18 protein-coding genes are annotated in these 23,845 nt (G+C 63.1%); 10 read left to right on the top strand and 8 right to left on the bottom strand.

Features of this window, described 5'->3' with window-relative positions; genetic code table 11:
* Positions 1–14: 14 nt before the first annotated feature.
* Genes M8Q45_RS19345 through M8Q45_RS19335 form a run of 3 tightly spaced genes read right to left on the bottom strand, consistent with a single transcriptional unit; the run spans position 15 to position 2,379 of the window.
* Positions 15–392, bottom strand: a complete 378-nt coding sequence (locus M8Q45_RS19345) for a DNA polymerase III subunit chi (protein WP_249876012.1) — start codon at positions 390–392, stop codon at positions 15–17.
* 7 nt (positions 393–399) lie between these two features.
* A complete protein-coding gene (locus M8Q45_RS19340) occupies positions 400–828 on the bottom strand; it encodes a DNA polymerase III subunit chi (RefSeq protein WP_030139618.1) in 429 nt (142 codons plus the stop codon).
* A gap of 60 nt (positions 829–888) precedes the next feature.
* The gene (locus tag M8Q45_RS19335) at positions 889–2,379 is read right to left on the bottom strand and encodes a leucyl aminopeptidase (RefSeq protein ID WP_249876011.1); all 1,491 of its coding nucleotides are present in this window, start codon (positions 2,377–2,379) and stop codon (positions 889–891) included.
* Positions 2,380–2,795: 416 nt separating this feature from the next.
* Between M8Q45_RS19335 and lptF the strand changes: the two genes are divergently transcribed.
* The 8 genes from lptF (at position 2,796) to pdxJ (ending at position 11,189) form a co-directional block, all read left to right on the top strand.
* Positions 2,796–3,917 carry an LPS export ABC transporter permease LptF gene (lptF, locus tag M8Q45_RS19330; RefSeq protein WP_030139616.1) on the top strand — a complete coding sequence of 374 codons (1,122 nt, stop codon included), beginning with the start codon at positions 2,796–2,798 and terminating at the stop codon, positions 3,915–3,917.
* The gene (lptG, locus tag M8Q45_RS19325; protein WP_030139615.1) at positions 3,910–4,971 is read left to right on the top strand and encodes an LPS export ABC transporter permease LptG; all 1,062 of its coding nucleotides are present in this window, start codon (positions 3,910–3,912) and stop codon (positions 4,969–4,971) included. Before lptF ends, lptG begins: the two co-directional genes overlap by 8 nt.
* 143 nt (positions 4,972–5,114) lie before the next feature.
* Positions 5,115–6,914, top strand: a complete 1,800-nt coding sequence (gene lepA, locus M8Q45_RS19320; protein ID WP_249876010.1) for a translation elongation factor 4 — start codon at positions 5,115–5,117, stop codon at positions 6,912–6,914.
* A gap of 5 nt (positions 6,915–6,919) precedes the next feature.
* Positions 6,920–7,774: a signal peptidase I gene (gene lepB / locus M8Q45_RS19315; RefSeq protein ID WP_030139613.1), complete on the top strand. Its 855-nt coding sequence runs from the start codon at positions 6,920–6,922 to the stop codon at positions 7,772–7,774.
* Between the two features lie 184 nt (positions 7,775–7,958).
* Entirely contained in the window at positions 7,959–8,648 is a 690-nt protein-coding gene (rnc, locus tag M8Q45_RS19310) for a ribonuclease III (protein WP_030139612.1), read from the top strand.
* A complete protein-coding gene (gene era, locus M8Q45_RS19305; RefSeq protein WP_030139611.1) occupies positions 8,641–9,543 on the top strand; it encodes a GTPase Era in 903 nt (300 codons plus the stop codon). Before rnc ends, era begins: the two co-directional genes overlap by 8 nt.
* Positions 9,544–9,711: 168 nt before the next feature.
* A complete protein-coding gene (gene recO / locus M8Q45_RS19300) occupies positions 9,712–10,395 on the top strand; it encodes a DNA repair protein RecO (RefSeq protein ID WP_249876009.1) in 684 nt (227 codons plus the stop codon).
* A gap of 50 nt (positions 10,396–10,445) precedes the next feature.
* On the top strand, positions 10,446–11,189 hold the full coding sequence (gene pdxJ, locus M8Q45_RS19295) for a pyridoxine 5'-phosphate synthase (RefSeq protein ID WP_249876008.1): 744 nt from the start codon (positions 10,446–10,448) through the stop codon (positions 11,187–11,189).
* Positions 11,190–11,312: 123 nt separating this feature from the next.
* Here pdxJ and mltF read toward each other — a convergent pair whose 3' ends face one another.
* Complete coding sequence (gene mltF, locus M8Q45_RS19290) at positions 11,313–12,773, bottom strand: membrane-bound lytic murein transglycosylase MltF (protein WP_249876007.1); 1,461 nt, start codon at positions 12,771–12,773, stop codon at positions 11,313–11,315.
* Between the two features lie 287 nt (positions 12,774–13,060).
* Here mltF and purL point away from each other — a divergent pair, with 287 nt between their 5' ends.
* Positions 13,061–16,957: a phosphoribosylformylglycinamidine synthase gene (gene purL / locus M8Q45_RS19285; RefSeq protein WP_249876006.1), complete on the top strand. Its 3,897-nt coding sequence runs from the start codon at positions 13,061–13,063 to the stop codon at positions 16,955–16,957.
* A gap of 4 nt (positions 16,958–16,961) precedes the next feature.
* Positions 16,962–17,273, top strand: coding sequence for a YqfO family protein (locus M8Q45_RS19280; RefSeq protein ID WP_249876005.1), 312 nt, complete (start codon positions 16,962–16,964; stop codon positions 17,271–17,273).
* A gap of 144 nt (positions 17,274–17,417) precedes the next feature.
* On the opposite strand, the gene nagE is transcribed toward M8Q45_RS19280, so the two are convergent.
* The 4 genes from nagE to nagA are packed head-to-tail and all read right to left on the bottom strand — an operon-like array spanning position 17,418 to position 23,842.
* Positions 17,418–19,133 (bottom strand): N-acetylglucosamine-specific PTS transporter subunit IIBC, encoded by a 1,716-nt coding sequence (gene nagE, locus M8Q45_RS19275; protein WP_249876004.1) that lies wholly within the window; start codon positions 19,131–19,133, stop codon positions 17,418–17,420.
* A gap of 33 nt (positions 19,134–19,166) precedes the next feature.
* Positions 19,167–21,680 carry a phosphoenolpyruvate--protein phosphotransferase gene (ptsP, locus tag M8Q45_RS19270; protein ID WP_249876003.1) on the bottom strand — a complete coding sequence of 838 codons (2,514 nt, stop codon included), beginning with the start codon at positions 21,678–21,680 and terminating at the stop codon, positions 19,167–19,169.
* 52 nt (positions 21,681–21,732) lie between these two features.
* Positions 21,733–22,755, bottom strand: a complete 1,023-nt coding sequence (locus M8Q45_RS19265) for an SIS domain-containing protein (RefSeq protein WP_249876002.1) — start codon at positions 22,753–22,755, stop codon at positions 21,733–21,735.
* The gene (nagA, locus tag M8Q45_RS19260) at positions 22,736–23,842 is read right to left on the bottom strand and encodes an N-acetylglucosamine-6-phosphate deacetylase (protein ID WP_249876001.1); all 1,107 of its coding nucleotides are present in this window, start codon (positions 23,840–23,842) and stop codon (positions 22,736–22,738) included. The genes M8Q45_RS19265 and nagA overlap by 20 nt, the downstream gene beginning before the upstream one ends.
* Positions 23,843–23,845: the final 3 nt, after the last annotated feature.

Here is a 23,845-nt window from a genome sequence, read left to right as displayed (position 1 = left end):
CTTTTACTTGCAGCTTAAAGCTTGCCGCTCGTAGCTGCGGCGAGCAGCCGCTCCATCCTTGCATCCAGCCGGCGCTTGATCTCGGTCTCGATGTGCGGGGCGAAGTCGTCGATGACGTCTTGCATGATCAACTGTGCGGCGGCGCGAAGTTCCCGGTCCAGGTGCAGCAAGGCATCGGGCCCTTTGGGTTCGGGCTGGGGGGCTGGCTGGGGTTCGGGTTGGCCGTTGATCGGGTCGAACAGCAGCGGGATCTGTTCGTCATGCACCGGCTCGTGTTCCACCGTGTCGGTCAACAGTGGCGGTTGCAGGTTGTCGTCGCCAAGCAACTGGCGGATCGACTCGAGGTCATCCAGCAATTGGGCGGGTTTTTGCGGCGGTTTAGGAGTGTCCATCGTAGGCTCAGAGTCGCTGTAAACGGTGGTCTTGCAGAGGATAGCCCTGTTCGCGGTAGAAACGGAAACTCTCCCGCGCGGCTTGCCGGATGGCCGGGTCCTCCACCACCACTTCCGCCACGCGGGCGAAGCGCTGGGCGAAGGCCGGCACTTTCAGGTCAAGGTTGACCAGCAGGTCTTGATGTTGCCCGCAGTCATTCCCCAGGCCGAGCACGATCAAGCCCTCGGGCTCGCTTTCTGCCGGGCCATGGGGCACGAAGCTTTCGCCCTTGAAGGCCCACAGCCGTGCGTCGAGGTCCTCGCGCTGGGCGGCATCGCTGCAGTGCAGGTAGATGCGATGGCCCATTCGCCAGGCTTTCTCGGTGAGCTTGCAAGCGAAATCCAGCCGTGCCGACGGGTCGGCGCTGGGCAGGATATAGAAATCGACTTTGGTCATTGCGGTTCCTGAGCAGCCGCTGGCGCCACCCGAGGGCGACGCCAGCGGCAGTCATTGGTGTCAGGCCTTGGCGCGGTCCAGCAGGTATTGGGTCAACAGGGGAACCGGACGGCCGGTGGCGCCCTTGTCCTTGCCGCCGCTGGTCCAGGCCGTGCCGGCGATGTCCAGGTGCGCCCAGTTCAGGTTCTTGGTAAAGCGCGACAGGAAACACGCCGCAGTGATGGTCCCGGCTTTCGGGCCGCCGATGTTGGCAATGTCGGCGAATGGGCTGTCCAGTTGTTCTTGGTACTCGTCGAACAATGGCAACTGCCAGGCGCGGTCATCGGCTTGCTGGCCGGCGCTGAGCAGCTGGCCGATCAGTTCGTCGTTGTTGCCCAGCAGGCCCGAGGTGTGGGCGCCAAGTGCAACGACGCAAGCGCCGGTCAGGGTGGCGATGTCGATCACCGCCTGTGGCTTGAAGCGCTCGGAGTAGGTGAGGGCATCGCACAGCACCAGGCGGCCTTCGGCATCGGTGTTGAGGATTTCGACGGTCTGGCCGCTCATGGTGGTGACGATATCGCCAGGACGCGAGGCCGTGCCACTGGGCATGTTCTCGGCGCAGGCCAGGATGCACACCAGGTTGATCGGCAGTTGCAGTTCGAGCACGGCGCGCAAGGTGCCGAGCACGCTGGCGGCGCCGCCCATGTCGTATTTCATTTCATCCATGCCGGCGCCGGGCTTGAGGCTGATGCCGCCGGTGTCGAAGGTGATGCCCTTGCCGACCAGTGCGTAAGGCTTCTCGGCTTTCTTGCCGCCGTTGTATTGCATGACGATCAGGCGTGGCGGCTGGGCGCTGCCCTGGCCGACGGCATAGAACGAGCCCATGCCAAGGTCCTTGATTTTCTTCTCGTCGAAGACTTCGACCTTGAGGCCTTTGAATGCCTTGCCCAGTGCCTTGGCCTGTTCGCCCATGAAAGTCGGGTGGCAGATATTCGGCGGCAGGTTGCCCAGGTCGCGGGTGAAAGCCATGCCGTTGGCAATCGCGGTGGCATGGGTCACGGCGCGCTGGACTTCGGCCTGGGCGGCCTTGATGGTCAGCAGGGTGATTTTCTTCAGGGCGCGGGGTTCGGCTTTCTGGCTCTTGAACCGGTCGAATTGATATTCGCCATCCACCAGGGTCTCGGCCAGCAGGCGGTTCTTGCCATAGCTGTCGCGGCCCTTGACCACCAGCTCGTCCAGCGCCAGGGCTGCGTCGCCGCCGCCGAGGTTCTTCAGGGTGCCCAGCACGCCGGCAATGATCTTGCGGAACGGACGGTCGCCCAGTTCAGCTTCCTTGCCCACGCCGACCAGCAGCACGCGCTCGGCCTTGAGGTTGGGCAGGCTGTGCAGCAACAGGCTCTGGCCGACCTTGCCGGCCAGGTCGCCGCGCTTGAGCACGGCGCTGATCGCGCCGCCGCTCAAGGCGTCGAGCTGGGTGGCGACGACGCCGAGCTTGCGGTTTTCACCAACGGCAACCACCAGCGTGGCGGTCTTCAACGTTTCTGGGCTGACGCTTTTTACAACCAGTTCCATGTCCGGATCCCTGAGTGAATGGTCAAGAGGCCAGGCGCCGAGACGGTGGCGCGCTGAACAGCTGTCTTCTATCTATGAGGCAACTTCGAGCGGCAAGCTTCGAGCGGCAAGCTGAAGCAGTACGCGTACTGCTCTGAACTTGCCGCTTGGAGCTTGCCGCTTGCAGCTGACCTTATAAAAGAAGCGCCGGTACTTGCCGGCGACAAAGGCCGCAGTTTGAACCTCGGCGCCCGAGCCTGACAACCCTCGCAGTCGTTAACTTTTTGGCCATGAAGCGTCTGGTTAAAGCGTGCGCAGTGACAGGCGCGTCCAATCACAGGATAATGCGGCTCTTTTTTCGGCGGCTCGCTGCGTGAGCTGGCTCGATACGTTTCCTTGTTTGGCCGCCATAGCCTGACAATCGTGGAGTGTCTGGTTTGATCGTCTTCCGTTATCTGTCCCGCGAAGTCCTGCTGACCCTGAGCGCGGTCAGCGCCGTGCTGCTGGTCATCATCATGAGCGGGCGCTTCATCAAGTACCTCGCGCAGGCGGCCTCCGGCGCCCTGGACCCGGGCTCGTTGTTCCTGATCATGGGATTCCGCCTGCCGGGCTTCCTGCAACTGATCCTTCCGCTGGGGTTGTTCCTCGGCATCCTGCTGGCTTACGGTCGCCTGTACCTGGACAGCGAAATGACTGTGCTGTCCGCCACGGGCATGAGTCAGCAGAGACTGTTTCGCATCACGTTGTTCCCGGCGACGCTGGTGGCGCTGGTGGTAGCCTGGCTGAGCCTGAGCCTGGCGCCCCAGGGTGCCAACCAATTCCAGCTGCTGATCAACCAGCAGGACGCCATGACCGAATTCGACACCCTGGTGCCGGGGCGCTTCCAGGCCCTGCGTGACGGGACGCGTGTCACCTACACCGAACAGCTTTCGGATGACCGGATCAACCTGGGGGGCGTCTTCATCACCCAGAAAAACCTGTCTTCGGATGCCAAGAAAGACCGCGGGATTTCCGTGCTGGTGGCTGAGAAGGGTCGCCAGGAAATCAACCCGGACGGTAACCGCTACCTGATTCTCGAGAATGGCTACCGCTACGACGGCAAACCGGGCCAGGCCGATTATCGCGCCATCAAATACGACACCTATGGCGTGTTGCTGCCCAAGCCCGAGGCCAGCGACGAAGTCACCGATCGCGATGCGATGCCGACTTCAAGCCTGCTGGGCAGCAATGACATCCGCGCCCGTACCGAGCTGCAGTGGCGCTTGTCGCTGCCACTGCTGGTGTTCATCGTGACGCTCATGGCGGTTCCGTTGTCGCGGGTCAATCCCCGCCAGGGCCGTTTCCTCAAGCTATTGCCAGCGATCCTTTTGTACATGGCTTACCTGACCATCCTGATTTCCGCCCGCAGCGCCCTGGAAAAAGGCAAGATCCCGCCGGCGCTGGGCCTGTGGTGGGTGCATTCGATATTCCTCGCCATTGGCCTCGGGTTGCTCTATTGGGAGCCCATGCGCCTGAAGCTCGCCAGCCGTCGCAGCGCGCTGGAGGTGGCCCGTGGTTAAACTCGACCGCTACATCGGCAGCAGCGTATTCATGGCGATCCTTGCTGTGTTGGGGATCATTCTTGGCCTGGCGACCTTGTTCGCGTTCATCGATGAAATGAGCGACGTCAGCGACACCTACACCTTGGCGGACGTCCTCAGCTACGTGTTGCTGACCGCGCCGCGGCGCTTGTATGACATGTTGCCGATGGCCGCGTTGATCGGCTGTCTGATTGGCTTGGGCAGCCTGGCGAGCAACAGCGAATTGACCATCATGCGCGCTGCTGGCGTGTCCATCGGTCGGATTGTCTGGGCGGTGATGAAGCCGATGCTGGTGCTGATGCTGGTCGGTGTGCTGATCGGTGAATACGTTGCCCCGGCCACCGAGAACACCGCCCAGGCCAACCGTTCCCTGGCCCAGGGTGGCGGCGATGCGCAAAGCGCCAAGCACGGCCTGTGGCACCGCCAGGGTGATGAGTTCATCCATATCAACTCGGTGCAGCCGAACGGCACGCTGTATGGCGTGACTCGCTATCGTTTCGACGATCAGCGGCACATGCTGTCTTCGAGTTTCGCCAAGCGCGCCAAATTCGCCGAGGATCATTGGCAACTGAGCGACGTCACCACCACCCTGTTCCATGACAAGCGCACCGAAGTGGTTGCCGCTCCAACGGAGCGCTGGGACGTGGCGTTGAGCCCGCAACTGCTCAGCACCGTCGTGATGGCGCCAGAATCGCTGTCGATCACCGGCCTGTGGGGCTACATCCACTACCTGGCGGACCAGGGCCTGAACAATGGGCGCTACTGGCTGGCTTTTTGGGTCAAGGTGTTGCAACCGCTGGTGACCGCTGCCCTGGTGCTGATGGCGATTTCCTTCATCTTCGGTCCGCTGCGTTCGGTGACCCTCGGCCAGCGGGTGTTCACCGGCGTGCTGGTGGGCTTTACCTTCCGTATTGCCCAGGACTTGTTGGGGCCATCGAGCCTGGTGTTCGGTTTCTCGCCGCTGTTTGCGGTGCTGGTGCCGGCCGGTGTTTGCGCGTTGGCCGGCCTCTGGCTGCTGCGTCGGGCGGGTTGATCGATGCCCTTGTGGCGAGGGAGCAAGCTCCCTCGCCACGCATGCTCATCGACAGGCGAACGTGACGCTTGGTCAATGGATCAGGTACAATTCCCGGCTATTTTTCGGCGGGCCTTGCCTGCAGCCTTTTTGAGTGTTGATCCGTGAGTGATTTGAGTCATATCCGCAATTTCTCCATCATCGCCCACATTGACCATGGCAAGTCGACGCTGGCTGATCGCTTCATCCAGATGTGCGGCGGCCTGGCCGAGCGTGAAATGGAAGCCCAGGTCCTGGACTCCATGGACCTCGAGCGTGAACGCGGGATCACCATCAAGGCCCACAGCGTTACTCTCTACTACAAGGCCAAAGACGGCATTACCTACCAGCTCAACTTCATCGATACCCCTGGCCACGTTGACTTCACCTACGAAGTCAGCCGGTCACTGGCGGCCTGTGAAGGCGCGTTGCTGGTGGTCGATGCCGGCCAGGGCGTCGAGGCCCAGTCCGTCGCCAACTGCTACACCGCTATCGAGCAAGGCCTGGAAGTCATGCCGGTGCTGAACAAGATCGACCTGCCACAGGCCGATCCGGAGCGCGTGAAGGAAGAAATCGAGAAGATCATCGGCATCGACGCCACCGACGCGGTCACCTGCAGCGCCAAGACCGGCCTGGGTGTCGACGAAGTGCTCGAACGCCTGGTAACGACCATTCCCGCACCGACCGGCAATATCGAAGATCCGCTGCAAGCGTTGATCATCGACTCCTGGTTCGACAACTACCTGGGCGTGGTCTCCCTGGTTCGCGTGCGCCACGGCCGCGTGAAGAAAGGCGACAAGATCCTGGTCAAGTCCACCGGCAAGATCCACCTGGTGGACAGCGTCGGTGTCTTCAACCCGAAACACACCGCCACCACCGACCTGAAAGCCGGTGAAGTGGGCTTCATCATCGCCGGTATCAAGGACATCCACGGTGCGCCGGTCGGCGACACCCTGACCTTGAGCACCACCCCCGACGTCGAAGTGCTGCCCGGTTTCAAGCGTATCCAGCCACAGGTCTACGCCGGCCTGTTCCCGGTCAGCTCCGACGATTTCGAGGATTTCCGCGAAGCCCTGCAAAAGCTGACCCTGAACGACTCGTCCCTGCAGTACACCCCGGAAAGCTCCGACGCCCTGGGCTTCGGTTTCCGTTGCGGGTTCCTGGGCATGCTGCACATGGAAATCATCCAGGAGCGCCTGGAGCGCGAGTACGACCTGGACCTGATCACCACGGCGCCAACGGTGATCTTCGAACTGTTGCTCAAGAACGGCGAGACGATCTACGTCGACAACCCGTCCAAGCTGCCGGACCTGTCGGCCATCGAGGACATGCGCGAGCCGATCGTGCGCGCCAACATCCTTGTGCCTCAGGAACACCTGGGCAACGTCATTACCCTGTGCATCGAAAAACGCGGTGTGCAGCACGACATGCTGTTCCTCGGCACGCAGGTCCAGGTGACCTACGACTTGCCGATGAACGAAGTGGTGCTGGACTTCTTCGATCGGTTGAAATCCACCAGTCGCGGCTATGCTTCGCTGGACTATCATTTCGATCGCTACCAATCGGCTAATCTGGTGAAGCTGGATGTGCTGATCAACGGCGAGAAAGTCGATGCCCTGGCATTGATCGTGCACCGTGACAACGCGCACTACAAAGGTCGCGCGTTGACCGAGAAGATGAAGGAACTGATTCCGCGGCAGATGTTCGACGTGGCAATCCAGGCCGCCATTGGCGGGCAGATTGTGGCGCGTACAACCGTCAAGGCGCTCAGAAAGAACGTATTGGCCAAATGCTACGGCGGCGACGTCAGCCGTAAGCGCAAGCTGTTGGAAAAGCAGAAGGCCGGTAAAAAACGCATGAAGCAGGTCGGTAACGTGGAAATTCCACAGGAAGCCTTCCTTGCGGTGCTCAGGTTGGATAGTTAGGTCCTATGTCGCTAAATTTCCCGCTGTTGCTGGTTATCGCCGTGTTTGTCTGCGGCCTGTTGGGGTTGCTTGATCTGTTGTTCCTGGCGCCCCGGCGCCGGGCCGCCATTGCCTCTTACCAGGGCAGCGTCAGCCAGCCTGATGGCGTGGTCATTGAAAAGCTCAACAAGGAACCGCTGCTGGTCGAATACGGCAAGTCGTTCTTTCCAGTGCTGTTCATCGTGCTCGTGCTGCGCTCGTTCCTGGTGGAGCCGTTCCAGATCCCGTCCGGCTCGATGAAGCCGACCCTGGACGTGGGCGATTTCATCCTGGTGAACAAGTTTTCCTACGGGATCCGGCTGCCGGTGATCGACAAGAAAGTCATCGAGATCGGCGACCCGCAACGCGGCGATGTCATGGTGTTCCGCTACCCAAGCGATCCGAACGTCAACTACATCAAGCGCGTGGTCGGCCTGCCAGGCGACAAGATCCGCTACACCGCCGACAAGCGCCTGTTCGTCAATGGTGAGCTGGTTGCCGAGCAACTGATCGGCTCCGAGCCGGGCACGCTGGGCAGCGCCGAACTCTACAAGGAAAAACTCGGCGAAGCCGAACACCTGATCCGCAAGGAAATGAGCCGCTACCGCGCCACGCCGGACCATTCGTGGACCGTGCCGGCGGAGCACTATTTCATGATGGGTGACAACCGCGACAACTCCAACGACAGCCGCTACTGGGATGATCCGAACATTCCCAAGGACCTGCTGGGCATGGTCCCCGACCGCAACATTGTCGGCAAGGCCTTTGCGGTCTGGATGAGCTGGCCGGAACCCAAACTCAGCCACCTGCCGAATTTCTCGCGGGTTGGCCTGATCAAGTAATCACACACGGCGCTGTTGAACACAGCGCCGAATGCTTTTCTGGAGCCCGCACAAGGTCGCCCGAAGGCATGAAGCCAACGATAGTCAGGACGTCATTTTTGAACACAGCGTTAATTGTCCCAAGCCAGCGGCGCCTCGTCGCCGTGGCGGTGGAATCCAGCCACGAACTCAGCGTGGGTAAACCGTGAGCGTTTCTCTAAGCCGCCTCGAGCGTCAGCTCGGCTACACTTTCAAGGATCAGGAGCTGATGCTCCTGGCGCTCACGCACCGCAGTTTTGCCGGGCGCAACAATGAACGCCTGGAATTTCTCGGCGATGCCATCCTCAACTTCGTGGCGGGCGAGGCGCTTTTCGAACGCTTCCCGCTGGCCCGCGAAGGCCAATTGTCGCGGCTGCGCGCTCGATTGGTAAAAGGTGAGACCCTTGCTGTACTGGCCCGTGGTTTTGACCTGGGCGACTATTTGCGCCTGGGGTCGGGTGAATTGAAAAGCGGCGGTTTCCGTCGCGAGTCGATCCTCGCCGACGCCCTGGAGGCATTGATTGGCGCGATCTACCTGGACTCGGGCATGGAAATGGCGCGCGAGCGCGTGCTGGCCTGGCTGACGTCCGAGATCGACAGCCTGACGCTGGTGGACACCAACAAGGATCCCAAGACCCGCTTGCAGGAATTCCTGCAGTCGCGCAGTTGTGAACTGCCCCGCTATGAAGTGGTGGATATCCAGGGTGAGCCGCATTGCCGAACCTTCTTCGTCGAGTGCGAAGTGGTCCTATTGAATGAAAAAAGCCGAGGCCAGGGCGTGAGCCGTCGTATTGCCGAACAGGTCGCGGCCGCTGCAGCACTGATCGCCTTGGGCGTGGAGAATGGCAATGACTGATACAACCGTCACCCGCTGCGGCTATGTCGCCATTGTCGGTCGGCCGAACGTGGGCAAGTCCACGCTGTTGAACCACATCCTGGGCCAGAAGCTGGCGATTACCTCGCGCAAGCCGCAAACCACCCGCCACAACATGCTGGGCATCAAGACCGAAGGCGACGTGCAGGCGATCTACGTCGACACTCCGGGGATGCACAAGGGCGGTGAAAAGGCCCTGAACCGCTACATGAACAAGACTGCTTCGGCGGCGCTGAAAGACGTCGACGTGGTGATCTTCGTGGTCGATCGCACCAAATGGACCGAAGAAGACCAGATGGTCCTCGAGCGCGTCCAGTACGTGACCGGTCCGCTGATCGTGGCACTGAACAAGACTGATCGCATCGAAGACAAGGCAGAACTGATGCCGCACCTGAGCTGGTTGCAGGAGCAGTTGCCGAATGCCCAGATCATCCCGATCTCTGCCCAGCATGGCCATAACCTCGACGCGCTGGAGCGGGTGATTGCCGAGCACCTGCCGGAAAACGATCATTTCTTCCCTGAAGACCAGATCACCGACCGCAGCAGCCGCTTCCTCGCCGCTGAACTGGTGCGCGAGAAGATCATGCGCCAGATGGGCGCCGAGCTGCCGTACCAGATCACCGTCGAGATCGAAGAGTTCAAGCAACAGGGGAAGACCCTGCACATCCACGCCTTGATCCTCGTCGAACGCGACGGCCAGAAGAAAATCATCATTGGCGACAAGGGCGAGCGCATCAAGCGCATCGGCACCGAAGCGCGCAAGGACATGGAGCTGCTGTTCGACTCCAAGATCATGCTCAACCTGTGGGTCAAGGTGAAGGGCGGCTGGTCCGATGACGAGCGGGCCTTGCGTTCGTTGGGTTACGGCGATCTCTGATTAGCTGGATATACCGAGAACCATTGTGGGAGCGAGCTTGCTCGCGATGAGGGCCTGATATTCAACATGGACGTTGACTGACAGACCGCTATCGCGAGCAAGCTCGCTCCCACATTGGTTTCGGGTTGTTTATAAAATTTTGCTCGCCCAGTGAGAACTGCGACTTTAATGTCCCAACCCACCGCCCAAGCCGCCTACGTCCTCCACAGCCGCGCCTACCGCGAAAGCAGCGCCCTGGTGGATTTCCTCACGCCCCAAGGGCGGCTGCGGGCGGTGTTGCGGGGCGCGCGGGGCAAGGCCGGGACGCTGGCGCGGCCGTTCGTGCCGCTGGAGGTCGAGTTTCGCGGGCGGGGCGAGTTGAAGAACGTCGGGCGCATGGAAAGCAATGGCGTCGCGGCCTGGCTCAACGGCGAAGCGTTGTTCAGCGGCCTGTACCTCAATGAGCTGTTGATCCGCCTGCTGCCCGCCGAAGATCCCCATCCCGCGGTTTTCGATCATTACACCGCGACGCTGCTGGCCCTGGCCGAAGGCCGGCCGCTGGAGCCGTTGCTGCGCTCCTTCGAGTGGCGACTGCTGGACGACCTGGGCTACGGTTTTTCCCTCGACACCGACCTGCACGGCCAGCCGATCGCGGCGGATGGCTTGTATCGCTTGCAGGTGGATGCGGGCCTGGAGCAGGTCTACCAGTTGCAACCCGGGCTGTTCAATGGCGTTGAGCTCTTGGCCATGGCCGAAGCCGACTGGACCGCGCCCGGGGCGTTGGCAGCCGCCAAGCGTTTGATGCGCCAAGCGCTGGCGGTTCACTTGGGTGGCCGGCCGCTGGTCAGTCGCGAGCTGTTTCGCAAGCCCTGATCTCCCCGTATGCTGTGGGCCGAATCTCTGTCCATTCAGGAGCGCTTTTCGTGAGCACCAGCAATCGCATTCTTCTCGGCGTGAACATCGACCATGTCGCCACCCTCCGCCAGGCCCGTGGTACGCGCTACCCGGATCCGGTCAAGGCCGCGCTGGACGCCGAAGAGGCGGGGGCCGACGGCATCACCGTGCACCTGCGTGAAGACCGTCGCCACATCCAGGAGCGCGACGTGTTGCTGCTCAAGGACGTGCTGCAGACCCGCATGAATTTCGAAATGGGCGTGACCGAGGAAATGATGGCGTTCGCCGAGCGCATCCGCCCGGCGCACATCTGCCTGGTACCGGAAACCCGGCAGGAACTGACCACCGAAGGCGGCCTCGACGTCGCGGGGCAGGAGTCGCGGATCAGCCTGGCGGTGGAACGCCTCTCGAAGATCGGCGCCGAGGTGTCGCTGTTCATCGACGCCGACGAGCGGCAGATCGAAGCCTCCAAGCGGGTCGGCGCCCCAGCCATCGAATTGCACACCGGTCGTTACGCCGATGCCGAGACGCCCGCCGACGTGGCTGATGAACTGCAACGAGTGGCCGACGGCGTCGCTTTTGGCCTGGCCCAAGGCCTGATCGTCAACGCCGGCCATGGCCTGCACTATCACAACGTCGAAGCCGTCGCGGCGATCAAGGGCATCAACGAACTGAACATCGGCCATGCGCTGGTGGCCCATGCGTTGTTCGTCGGGTTCAAGTCGGCCGTGGCGGAGATGAAGGCGCTGATCCTGGCGGCTGCTAAGCCTTAAAGTCACTACGGGCCCCTGTGGGAGCGAGCTTGCTCGCGATGACGGCCTGACAGCCAACATTGATATTGACTGTCAGTCTGCTATCGCGAGCAAGCTCGCTCCCACAGGGATCGGTGGCGTGTCTTAAAGCTGCGGGGATTCCTGGTTCGGCTTGCTCTTGTCCACACCCGGCACATGCAGGTTGCCTTCGGCCACCTGATTACCTTCGAGCTGCGGCTGCGTCACCCAGGTCAGGATGTCGTAGTAGCGACGGATGTTCGCCACGAAATGCACCGGCTCGCCGCCCCGGGCATAGCCGTAGCGGGTCTTGCTGTACCACTGCTTCTGGGAGAGGCGCGGCAGGATTTTCTTCACATCCAGCCACTTGTTCGGATTCAGCCCTTCCTTGGCCGCGAGCTTGCGCGCATCGTCGAGGTGGCCGCTGCCCACGTTGTAGGCGGCGAGGGCGAACCAGGTGCGGTCCGGTTCTTCGATGCTCTCGTCCAACTGATCCTTCATGTAGGCCAGGTATTTGGCGCCGCCCATGATGCTCTGCTTCGGATCCAGGCGATTGGACACGCCCATGGCCTGGGCGGTGTTCTGGGTCAGCATCATCAAGCCGCGCACGCCCGTCTTGGACGTGACCGCCGGTTGCCAGAGGGATTCCTGGTAACCGATGGCCGCCAGCAGGCGCCAATCGACCTTTTCCTTCTTGGCATAGGCCTTGAAGTGTTGCTCATACTTGGGCAGCCGTTGCTGCAGGTGTTGGGCAAAGGTCGTCGCGCCCATGTAGCCGAGGACATCGACGTGGCCGTAATAGCGGTCCTTGAGGCGTTGCAGCGTGCCGTTCTTCTGCACCTTGTCCAGGTACGTGTTGATTTCGTTGAGCAGGCTGTTGTCTTCGCCGGGGCCGACCGCCCAACTCTGGCTGCGGGCATCGCCCAGGTCGAACGCCACGCGCACGTTGGGGAAGTACACCTGGTTCATCGCCACTTCGTTGGAGTCGACGAGGGTCAAGTCGATCTGCCCCTCATCGACCATGCGCAGCAGGTCGACGACTTCCACCGCGTCGGACTCTTCGTATTCGATGCCAGGATATTGCTGTTTCAGCTGTGCCAACTGCTCGGCATGGGTGCTGCCCTTGAGCACCATGATCTTCTTGCCGGCCAGGCCTGCCGCGTCGGTGGGGCGTGACTGGCCGTTGCGGTAGATGATCTGTGGGGTGACTTCCAGATACGGATGGGAGAACCGCACCTGCTGCTTGCGCGGCTCGCTGCTGACCAGGCCCGCGGCGGCCAATACCGGCCCATTCGGCTTGCCGATCTGGCTGAACAGGTCATCCAGGTTGTCGGCGGTCTCGATTTTCAGCTCGACCCCCAAATCCTCGGCGAAGCGCTTCACCAGCTCGTATTCGAAGCCGGTCTCACCATTGCGATCCTGGAAGTAGGTGGCGGGGCTGTTGCGGGTTACCACCCGCAGCACGCCATCCTCCTTTACGCGCTCCAGTGTGTTGGGTTTCTCAACACAACCACTGAGCACCAGGAAGAGTCCGGTTGCGATCAGCCATCTGGCGTACCGCGGACGCAAAGCCGTTGGGGAAAACATCTGCGCAGTATACGCAAACGGCCTCGACCGCCATATATCGACAGCAAAAGGCCAGTCTGCTAGAGATTGCAAAACCTGTCCGCGAGCCAGGCGGGCTGGCGCGCGGCGGGGTTCCTTCCGATAAAAAATAACTCCGGGGCGCGCGCCCGATGACCGCGCCAGGGAGCGGCCGGCGGCACGACCGACGTTCGGCTGGCATCACACGTAGCGTTTCGGGTGCCGTCGCCAGCGGTTTAGGCTAGAATGCACGGCCTCAAAGCACACCCCTTCCCGAGGCTGTCCCGAAGATGTTGATCCTGCGCGGCGCTCCTGCCCTTTCTGCCTTTCGCCACAGCAAACTTCTTGAGCAACTGAGCCAGAAAGTACCGGCTGTCAGCGGCTTGTATGCTGAATTCGCTCACTTCGCCGAAGTCACTGGCGGTTTGACCGGCGACGAACAGCAGGTGCTCGCGCGCCTTCTGAAGTACGGTCCAAGTGTTCCGGTCCAGGAGCCCACCGGTCGCCTGTTCCTGGTATTGCCGCGTTTCGGCACCATTTCGCCATGGTCGAGCAAGGCCAGCGACATCGCCCGCAACTGCGGCCTGGCGAAAATCCAGCGCCTGGAGCGCGGCATCGCCTTTTATGTCGCCGGTGAGTTCAGCGAGGCCGAGGCCCAACTGATCGCCGATGGCCTGCACGACCGCATGACCCAGGTCGTCCTGGGCAACCTGGAGCAGGCTGCCGGCCTGTTCAGCCATGCCGAACCCAAGCCGCTGACCGCCATCGACGTGCTGGGCGGTGGCCGTGCCGCGTTGGAAAAAGCCAACGCCGAGCTGGGCCTGGCCCTGGCCGAAGATGAGATCGATTACCTGGTCAACGCCTTCCAGGGCTTGAAGCGCAACCCCCACGACATCGAACTGATGATGTTCGCCCAGGCCAACTCCGAGCACTGCCGCCACAAGATCTTCAACGCCAGTTGGGACATTGACGGCCAGAGCCAGGAAAAAAGCCTGTTCGGCATGATCAAGAACACCTACCAGATGCACAACGAAGGTGTGCTGTCGGCCTACAAGGACAACGCCGCGGTGATCGTCGGCAACGTTGCCGGTCGCTTCTACCCGAACCCTGAGACCCGCCAGTACGGTGCGGTCCAGGAGCCGGTGCACATCCTGATGAAGGTCGAGACCCACAACCACCCGACCGCCATTGCCCCGTTCCCGGGCGCGTCCACCGGTTCCGGTGGCGAGATCCGCGACGAAGGCGCCACCGGTCGCGGTGCCAAGCCCAAGGCCGGCCTGACCGGCTTCACCGTGTCGAACCTGCAGATCCCGGGCTTCGAACAGCCGTGGGAAAAGCCGTACGGCAAGCCTGAGCGCATCGTCAACGCCCTCGACATCATGATCGAAGGCCCACTGGGCGGCGCGGCGTTCAACAACGAATTTGGTCGTCCGGCCCTGACCGGCTACTTCCGTACCTTCGAACAGTCCATCACCACCCCGCGTGGTGAAGAGGTTCGCGGCTACCACAAGCCGATCATGCTCGCGGGCGGCATGGGCAACATCCGCGCCGAACACGTTCAGAAAGGCGAGATCGTGGTCGGCTCCAAGCTGATCGTCCTCGGCGGCCCGGCCATGTTGATCGGCCTGGGTGGCGGCGCGGCGTCCTCCATGGCCACCGGCACCAGCTCGGCCGACCTGGACTTCGCTTCGGTCCAGCGGGAAAACCCGGAAATGGAACGCCGTTGCCAGGAAGTCATCGACCGTTGCTGGCAGTTGGGTGAACACAACCCGATCAGCTTCATCCACGACGTCGGCGCGGGCGGCCTGTCTAACGCCTTCCCGGAACTGGTCAACGACGGTGGCCGTGGTGGCCGCTTCGAATTGCGCAACATTCCGAACGACGAGCCGGGCATGGCCCCGCACGAAATCTGGAGCAACGAATCCCAGGAACGTTACGTCCTGGCGGTCGGCCCGGCTGACTTCGAGCGCTTCCAGGCCATTTGCGAGCGTGAGCGTTGCCCGTTCGCCGTGGTCGGTGAAGCCACCGCCGAGCCGCAACTGACCGTGACGGACAGCCACTTCGGCAACAGCCCGGTGGACATGCCGCTGGAAGTGCTGCTGGGCAAGGCTCCGCGCATGCACCGTTCGGCCGTGCGCGAAACCGAGCTGGGCGACGACTTCGATCCGTCCACCCTCGACATCGCCGATTCCATCGAGCGCGTGCTGCATCACCCGGCCGTGGCGAGCAAGAGCTTCCTCATCACCATCGGCGACCGCACCATCACCGGCCTCGTGGCCCGTGACCAGATGGTCGGCCCGTGGCAAGTACCGGTGGCCGACGTGGCCGTGACCGCCACCAGCTTCGACGTCTACACCGGCGAAGCCATGGCCATGGGCGAGCGCACGCCGCTGGCATTGCTGGATGCCCCGGCGTCGGGCCGCATGGCGATCGGTGAAACCCTGACCAACATCGCGGCTTCGCGCATCGGCAAGATTTCCGACATCAAGCTGTCGGCCAACTGGATGTCCGCGGCCGGTCACCCGGGCGAAGATGCCCGGCTGTACGACACCGTCAAGGCTGTCGGCATGGAGCTGTGCCCTGAGCTGGGCATCACCATCCCGGTGGGCAAGGACTCCATGTCCATGGCCACGCGCTGGAACGATGACGGCGTGGACAAGAGCGTGACCTCGCCGCTGTCGCTGATCGTGACCGGTTTCGCCCCGGTCACCGATATCCGCCAGACCCTGACCCCGCAACTGCGCATGGACAAGGGCACCACCGACCTGATCCTGATCGACCTGGGCCGTGGCCAGAACCGCATGGGCGCCTCGATCCTGGCCCAGGTGCATGGCAAGCTCGGCTCGCAAGCGCCGGACGTCGACGATGCCGAAGACCTGAAGGCGTTCTTCGCCGTGATCCAGGGCCTTAACGCCGACGGCCACCTGCTGGCCTACCACGACCGTTCCGATGGCGGCTTGCTGACCACCGTGATGGAAATGGCCTTCGCCGGCCACTGTGGCCTGAACCTGACCCTGGACAGCGTCGCCGAATCCGCCGCCGAGATCCCGGCCATCCTGTTCAACGAAGAGTTGGGTGCGGTGATCCAGGTTCGCCAGGACGCCACCCCGGACATCCTCGCCCAGTTCAGCGCCGCCGGCCTGGCCGAGTGCGTCTCGGTGATCGGCCAGCCGATCAACAATGCCCACATCAACATCACCTTCAATGGCGACACCGTCTTCGAAGGCCAGCGCCGCCTGTTGCAGCGCCAGTGGGCCGAGACCAGCTACCAGATCCAGCGCCTGCGCGACAACGCCGAATGCGCCGAGCAGGAATTCGACGCGCTGCTGGAAGAAGACAACCCGGGCCTGAGCGCCAAGCTCAGCTACGACGTCAACGACAACGTGGCCGCGCCGTACATCAAGAAAGGCATTCGCCCGCAAGTGGCCGTCCTGCGCGAGCAGGGCGTCAACGGCCAGGTGGAGATGGCGGCGGCGTTCGACCGTGCCGGTTTCAACGCGATCGACGTGCACATGAGCGACATCCTCGCCGGTCGTGTCGACCTGAACGACTTCAAGGGCATGGTCGCGTGTGGCGGCTTCTCCTATGGCGACGTGCTGGGTGCCGGTGAAGGCTGGGCCAAGTCGGCGCTGTTCAACAGCCGCGCCCGCGATGCGTTCCAAGGCTTTTTCGAACGCACCGACAGCTTCACCCTCGGCGTGTGCAACGGCTGCCAGATGATGTCCAACCTGCATGAGCTGATCCCGGGCAGCGAGTTCTGGCCGCACTTCGTGCGTAACCGTTCCGAGCAGTTCGAAGCCCGCGTGGCGATGGTCCAGGTGCAAGAATCGAACTCGATCTTCCTGCAGGGCATGGCCGGTTCGCGCATGCCGATCGCCATCGCCCACGGTGAAGGCCATGCGGAGTTCCAGAGCGAAGAGGCGTTGCTCGAAGCTGACCTGTCCGGTTGTGTGTCGCTGCGTTTCGTCGACAACCACGGCAAGGTCACTGAAACCTACCCGGCCAACCCGAACGGCTCGCCGCGCGGGATCACCGGCCTGACCAGCCGCGACGGCCGCGTCACGATCATGATGCCGCACCCTGAGCGAGTCTTCCGCGCGGTGCAGAACTCGTGGCGTTCGGACGACTGGAACGAAGACGCGCCATGGATGCGCATGTTCCGCAACGCCCGCGTCTGGGTGAACTAAGGCGGTGTACAAGCTCTGCTTCTTCGTCCCGGCCAGTCATGTGGACGAGGTCAAAAGCGCCGTATTCGCTGCCGGTGGCGGACGAATCGGCGACTATGACCACTGCGCCTGGCAGGTGCTGGGCCTGGGTCAGTTTCGCCCGTTGGACGGCAGCCAGCCGTTCATCGGCGAGGCGGGGCAGGTCGAGCAGGTCGAGGAGTGGAAGGTGGAGCTGGTGGTGGCCGATGAGTTGATCCGCCCCGTGGTGGAGGCGCTGAGAAAGAGCCATCCCTACGAGACACCGGCATATGAAGTGTGGCGGTTGGAGGATTTCTGATCCGCCTTGTGCCGAAATAAAAAACCCGCTGATTGATTCGGCGGGTTTTTTATTGGCCTCCATTTCTGTTTACATATAACTGTGGCGAGGGGATAAATCCCCTCGCCACAAATTGTGTCCTGTTAGGGATTATATTGTGGGGCTCTAAGCCTTGATCCCAGCCCTCGGGCTCACCATCACCGCCTCCAACGCCCGCCACAACCCCGACGCTTTCTCCCCCAGCAGCAAGTGCCACACGCCATCTTCCAGCGGACTGACCCCCTGGCAACCCAGCGCCTTGAGCTGGCTTTCCGACAACCCCTTGCCATCAACCAGTTGCACGCGCAAACGGCTCGTCGCCACGCAATCGAGCTGCAACACATTCCCGCCACCGCCCAGGGCCGCGAGCCATTGCTGTGCTTCGGCCTCGGAGACGACTGTCGGCGGGACGGGCTCAGCTACGGCGGCCACGGGCGCGCTGGCTGGTCGTTCGGAGGAGGGCAATGCCAAGCGAATCTCATCGGCGATACTGTCAGCCATCGGCCCCACCACCACTTGCAAGCTGCCGCCATTACCCGGCCTGACCACGGCCATGGCGCCGAGGGCCTTGAGCTGGGCGTCGGACGCTTTGTTGCGATCCACCATGTCCAGGCGCAAGCGCGTCGTGCAGGCGCCGACGGTGATCAGGTTACCGGCGCCGCCCAAGGCCTGGATATAAGCCGCGGCCCGTTGGTTTTCGGCGATGACCGGCTTGTCGCCCGCCGGCACGTCTTCACGTCCTGGCGTCTTCAGGTCGAAGCGGCGGATGCAGAAGTCGAACACCAGGTAATAAATCGCTGCGTAGACCAGGCCCACCGGAACGACCCGCCAGCCGTTGGTGGATTCACCCCAGCCCAGGACCATGTCGATGAAACCGCCGGAGAAGGTAAAGCCCAGGTGGATATCCAGCAGGTTGGTCACCGCCATCGACAGGCCGGTGAGCAGCGCGTGGACCAGGTACAGCAGCGGCGCGAGGAACATGAAGGCAAATTCGATCGGCTCGGTGACACCGGTCAGGAACGAAGTCAGCGCCATCGACAACAGGATCCCGCCCATGACTTTGCGCCGCTGGGGCAGGGCGTTGCGGTACATCGCCAGGCACGCGGCGGGCAGGCCGAAGAGCATCACCGGGAACATGCCGGTCATGAACTGGCCACCCTTGGGGTCGCCGGCGAAATAACGGGTCAGGTCGCCGGTGACCACCGCACCGGTGGCGGGATCGGTGAAGCTGCCGAAGATGAACCAGGCCATGTTGTTGAGGATGTGGTGCAGGCCGGTGACGATCAGCAATCGATTGAATACACCGAAGACGAACGCACCGAAGCTGCCGCTGGCCATCAGCAATTCGCCGAAACTGTTGATGCCGTGCTGGATCGGCGGCCAGACCAGGCCGAACACCAGGCCCAGGCCGACGGCGCTGAAGCCGGTGACGATCGGCACGAAGCGTCGGCCGCCGAAGAACGCCAGGTACTCCGGCAGCTTGATGTCCTTGAAGCGGTTGTACAGCGCGCCGGCCAGCAAGCCGCTGATGATCCCGGCGAGCATGCCCATGTTGATGGTCGCGTCGAGCACCTTCAGCGTCGCTATCATGACCAGGTAACCAATGGCCCCGGCCAGTCCGGCGGTGCCGTTGTTGTCCCGGGCGAACCCCACCGCGATGCCGATGGCGAAGATCATCGGCAGGTTGGCGAAAATCGCTTCGCCAGCGTCGTGGATGATCGCGATATTCAACAGGTCCGTGTCACCCAGGCGCAGGAGCAGGCCGGCGATCGGCAGGATCGCGATCGGCAGCATCAGCGCCCGGCCGAGGCGTTGCAGCCCTTCGATGAAATGCTGGTACATGGCGTCTCTCCTTTTATTGTTCTTCGACGGGCTTCAGCCCAGGGGCCAATGTTGATGACAGGCCTGGCGCACGGCGGCGGCGCTGGGCAGGTTCAGCAAGTCGGTACTGATGCGATGGCACTGGGCGGCATCGAGGTGCCGCACGCGGTCCTTGATCTCGCCGATCTGCGTCGGGCTGACCGACAGCTCTCGTACACCCAGCCCGATCAGCACGGGCGTTGCCAGCGGATCGGAGGCCAGTGCCCCGCACACCCCGACCCAACGCCCATGCTTGGCCGCGCCGGCGCAGGTCTGGGCGATCAGCCGCAACAGCGCCGGGTGCAAGGCATCGACCCGGGCGGCGAGGCCGGCGTGGTCGCGGTCCATGGCGAGGGTGTACTGGGACAGGTCGTTGGTGCCGATGGACAGGAAGTCGGCGTGCTCGGCCAGTTGTTCGGCGAGCAGGGCGGCCGCTGGCACTTCGATCATCACCCCAAGCTGCGGGCGTTTCTCCAGGCCGAGTTCGGCACCCAAGGCATCGAGGCGCTGGCGGATGTGCAGCAGTTCGTCAACCTCGGTGACCATCGGCAACAGAATGCGGCAGCGGTGCAGTGGACGGGTTTGCAGCAGCGCCCGCAATTGCTGATCCAACAGTTCCGGTCGCACCTGGGCCAGGCGAATGCCTCGCAGGCCGAGCACCGGGTTGGCTTCGGCCGGCAGCGGCAGGTAGTCCAATTGCTTGTCGCCGCCGACATCGATGGTGCGAATGATCACCGGCCTGTCGCCCATGGCATCGAGCACCGCTTGATAGGCCTGGCGTTGTTCCTCTTCGTCGGGGGCGGTGTGGCGGTCGACGAAGAGAAATTCGGTGCGCAGCAAACCAACGCCATCGGCACCGTTGGCGTTGGCCTCGCCCGCTTCGACGCTGGAGGCGACGTTGGCGGCGACTTCAATTCCTATCCCGTCAACCGATCGCGCGGGCGTATGGGCGAGGGTCTGTTGCTGGGCGCGCAAGGCGACGCGTTGGCTGTGTACTTGCTGGACTTGTGTCAGGCGCTCGGCGCTTGGCGTGAGTTCGAGGCGGCCACCGTCTGCGTCCAGCACCACCGATTGGCCCGGCGCCTGTGCGAGCAAGGCCTCGCCCAACGCCACCAGGCAGGGCAAGCCTTTGCCCCGGGCCAGGATCGCCACATGGGAGGTCGCGCCGCCCTCGGCCATGCACACGCCGGCCACGCCTTGGGCGCTGAGTTGCAACAGCTCCGATGGGGTCAGCTCTCGCGCGGCGACAATCGCGCCTGCCGGTACGTCGAACTTCCAGGCTTCACCCAGCAACACCCGCAGGACCCGCTGGCGCAGGTCGTGCAGATCATTGGCCCGCTCGGCCAGCAGCGCGCTGCCCAATTGCCGCAGCACCTGGCACTGCATGTCGATGGACTGGCTCCAGGCATGGGGCGCGGCATGGCCCTGATCAATGGCGAGGTTGGCGGCGTCCAGCAGGACCGGGTCTTCCAGCAACGCCAGGTGGGCGCTGAAAATGGCCTGCTCATCGACGTGGCGCCGGGCCTTGGCGTTTTCCAGTGTCTGTTGGATATCGTGGCTGACGTGCGCCAGGGCATGGCGCAGTCGTTGACGTTGTTCTTCGACGTCGTGTCCTCCGACATCCTCGGGCAATTGAATGCCGTCCAGCCGGATCAGCGGCCCGCTGACCAGTCCGGGCGCGGCACAGACGCCGTGCAGTACGCCGTCTTCAACGGTACGGTCCGGCGTCTTGGCCTGTGGCGCCTGGGCATGGGCTTCTTCGGCCAGGGCCGTGGACAAGGTGGTCAACAGCGCTCGCAACGCCGCTTCGGCATCGCTGCCGCGACAACTGACATGCACTTCGGCCTGTTCGCTGATCGCCAGGCCCATCATGCCCATGACGCTGTCGCAGGACGCCGACCGACCACCAAAGTGCAACTGCGAGCGACTCTTGAACCCTTGCGCGGTCTGGCGGACCAAGGCTGCCGGCCGGGCGTGCAAGCCGCCGCGATGGGCGACGCGTATCTGGCCGAACACTTCGATGCCGATGTCCAGCTCATCGCCACGTGTTTGACTGGGTGTCTTGCTGATGATGTGCAGCAACGGTTCGCCGACCTTGACGCCTTTAAGGGTGATCGGCCGTGCCTGGAAGTGTTCACCATTGGTGATGACCAACAGGCTGATCAGGCTTTTGCAGCGCTGGGCCACGTTGTCCAGGTCATAGCGCAGCAGCGCCTGCCCGTTGCTGACCCGCGCGCCTTCCTTGACCAGCATGGAAAAGCCGTCGCCCTGCAACTCGACAGTGTCGAGCCCGAGGTGCAGCAGCAATTCGGCGCCGTTATCGGCCCGCAGGGTCACGGCGTGGCCGGTGCGGGCAACGTGGATTACCTCGCCGTCGCAGGGGGCGTAGAGGGTATCGTTCAGTGGATCGATGGCGATCCCATCGCCCATCGCACCGCTGGCGAACACCGCGTCCGGCACGTTGGCGAGGGTGAGCACCGGACCGCTGAGCGGGGCGCTGAGGATCAGCTCTTTATTGTTGTTGGGCATGGGCTCGCTCTCTTTGGGATCATTGGCCTTGCATGAAAACAACGCTGTCGGTTCAGTGGGTCCGGGTGACCTTGCTCAAGTGCCGTGGCTGATCCGGGTCCAGGCCTCGGGCCACGGCCAGTCGGGCGGCCATCCCATAGAAGCTCTGGATCGCCAGGATCGGGTCCAGGGTCGGATGCCCGGCACGGCCCAGCGTCAAGTCGCGCCCGGTGATGTCATCGGGGGCGGCCAGCAATACCCGGGCGCCGCGCTGGCGCATGTCGGCGGCCAGACTCAACACGCCTGCCTGCTCGGCACCGCGGGGGGCGAACACCAGCAACGGATAATTTTCATCGATCAGCGCCATCGGCCCATGACGGACTTCGGCGCTGCTAAAGGCTTCGGCCTGGATCGCCGAGGTTTCCTTGAATTTGAGAGCCGCTTCCTGGGCGATGGCAAAACCGGCGCCACGGCCAATCACCATGAGCCGCTGGCAATCACGCAGCGCTTCGACGGCGGCGCTCCAATCCTGGCTCGCCGCGTCGCGCAGGCCTTCGGGCAGCGCATGGCCGGCTTCGAGCAACTCGGTGTCGTCCTTCCAGTGGGCCACCAATCGTGCGCTGGCGCTGAGGGTGGCAATGAAACTCTTGGTCGCGGCAACACTGCTCTCGATGCCGGCGCACAACGGCACACTGAATTCACAGGCCGCCTCCAGCGGAGAATCCTCTGCGTTGACCATCGCCACGCTCAACGCACCGCGCTTGCGCAACAGGCGCAGGCTGTTGACCAGATCCGGGCTCTGCCCCGACTGTGAAAACGCGAATGCCACCTGGCCGCTGACCTTCAGCGGCGCTTGTTGCAGGGTCACCACCGACATCGGCAACGACGCCACCGGCAAGCCCAATTGCTGCATGGCCAGGTAGGCGAAATAACTGGCGGCGTGGTCGGAGCTGCCCCGGGCGACGGTCATCGCCACTTGCGGCGGTTGACGACGCAGGCGTCCGGCGATTTCCGCCAGCGTCGGATCCAGTCGCTGCAATTGACGCTCGACGGCTTCGGCTGAGGCGAGGGCCTCTTCAAGCATTTTGGAAGTCAATGGCTTCTCCTTCGACCATCACGTCGATCAGGTTCAGGGCACGGTCGAGGCGCACGCAGTCGGCCCAGGCGCCGGCTTGCAGGCGCCCGCGTTCGGGCAGGCCGAGGTAGTCGGCGGGGAATTGCGACAGGCGCCGGGAGGCGTCGTCGAGGGGCAGGCCGATTTTCACCAGGTTGCGCAGGGCCTGGTCCATGGTCAGGGTGCTGCCGGCCAAGGTGCCGTCGGCCAGGCGCACGCCGCCCAGGCATTTGGTCACGGTGTGGCTGCCCAGCTTGTATTCGCCGTCGGGCATGCCGGCGGCGGCGGTGGAGTCGGTGACGCAATACAGGCACGGGATCGAACGCAACGCCACGCGCATGGCGCCGGGATGCACGTGCAGCAGGTCCGGGATCAGCTCGGCATATTGCGCGTGGGCCAGCGCTGCACCGACGATGCCCGGTTCGCGGTGATGCAACGGGCTCATGGCATTGTACAAATGGGTAAAGCTGCTGGCCCCGGCGGCCAGTGCCGCGACGCCTTCTTCATAGCTGCCGAGCGTATGGCCGATCTGCATGCGTACGCCCCGAGCGCTGAGGGCGCGGATCAAGGCATCGTGACCGGCGATCTCCGGTGCGACGGTAATCACCCGGATTGGCGCCAGGGCCAGGTACGTTTCCACTTCGGCCATCAACGCGGTGTGGGCGAAATTCGGTTGGGCGCCGAGTTTGCCGGGGTTGATATAAGGGCCTTCCAAGTGCACCCCCAGGACCCGCGCGCTGCCGCAGGGCCGCTGTTCGCAGAACTCACCGAGGGCCTTGAGTACGCTGGCGATTTCCTCGCTTGGCGCCGTCATGGTGGTGGCGAGCAACGACGTGGTGCCAAAGCGCACGTGGGTACGGGCAATGGTTTCGAAGGCTGGGGCGCCTTCCATGATGTCCTTGCCGCCACCGCCGTGCACATGCAGGTCGATGAAACCGGGCAGCAGGTAGGGCAGGTCGTTGCTCGTCGGGTCGCAGGGCTGGCCTTCGACGGACACGACCTTGCCGTGTTCATGGATCAGGCGGCCGCGTATCCAGCCGTTGGCGGTCAGAATGTTGTCGTCGGACATTGG

The organism is Pseudomonas sp. T1.Ur, assembly GCF_023516725.1.
Taxonomy (GTDB): Bacteria; Pseudomonadota; Gammaproteobacteria; order Pseudomonadales; family Pseudomonadaceae; genus Aquipseudomonas; species Aquipseudomonas alvandae.
The sequence above is the reverse complement of the archived record's forward strand: the minus strand, read 5'-3'. Positions and strand labels throughout refer to the sequence as shown.

Coding starts and splice junctions, on each gene's coding strand:
- M8Q45_RS19345 (WP_249876012.1), bottom strand. CDS start 392: ATGGACACTCCTAAACCGCCGCAAAAACCCGCCCAATTGCTGGATGAC.
- M8Q45_RS19340 (WP_030139618.1), bottom strand. CDS start 828: ATGACCAAAGTCGATTTCTATATCCTGCCCAGCGCCGACCCGTCGGCA.
- M8Q45_RS19335 (WP_249876011.1), bottom strand. CDS start 2,379: ATGGAACTGGTTGTAAAAAGCGTCAGCCCAGAAACGTTGAAGACCGCC.
- lepB (WP_030139613.1), top strand. CDS start 6,920: ATGTCGCTAAATTTCCCGCTGTTGCTGGTTATCGCCGTGTTTGTCTGC.
- era (WP_030139611.1), top strand. CDS start 8,641: ATGACTGATACAACCGTCACCCGCTGCGGCTATGTCGCCATTGTCGGT.
- recO (WP_249876009.1), top strand. CDS start 9,712: ATGTCCCAACCCACCGCCCAAGCCGCCTACGTCCTCCACAGCCGCGCC.
- mltF (WP_249876007.1), bottom strand. CDS start 12,773: ATGTTTTCCCCAACGGCTTTGCGTCCGCGGTACGCCAGATGGCTGATC.
- purL (WP_249876006.1), top strand. CDS start 13,061: ATGTTGATCCTGCGCGGCGCTCCTGCCCTTTCTGCCTTTCGCCACAGC.
- nagE (WP_249876004.1), bottom strand. CDS start 19,133: ATGTACCAGCATTTCATCGAAGGGCTGCAACGCCTCGGCCGGGCGCTG.
- ptsP (WP_249876003.1), bottom strand. CDS start 21,680: ATGCCCAACAACAATAAAGAGCTGATCCTCAGCGCCCCGCTCAGCGGT.
- nagA (WP_249876001.1), bottom strand. CDS start 23,842: ATGTCCGACGACAACATTCTGACCGCCAACGGCTGGATACGCGGCCGC.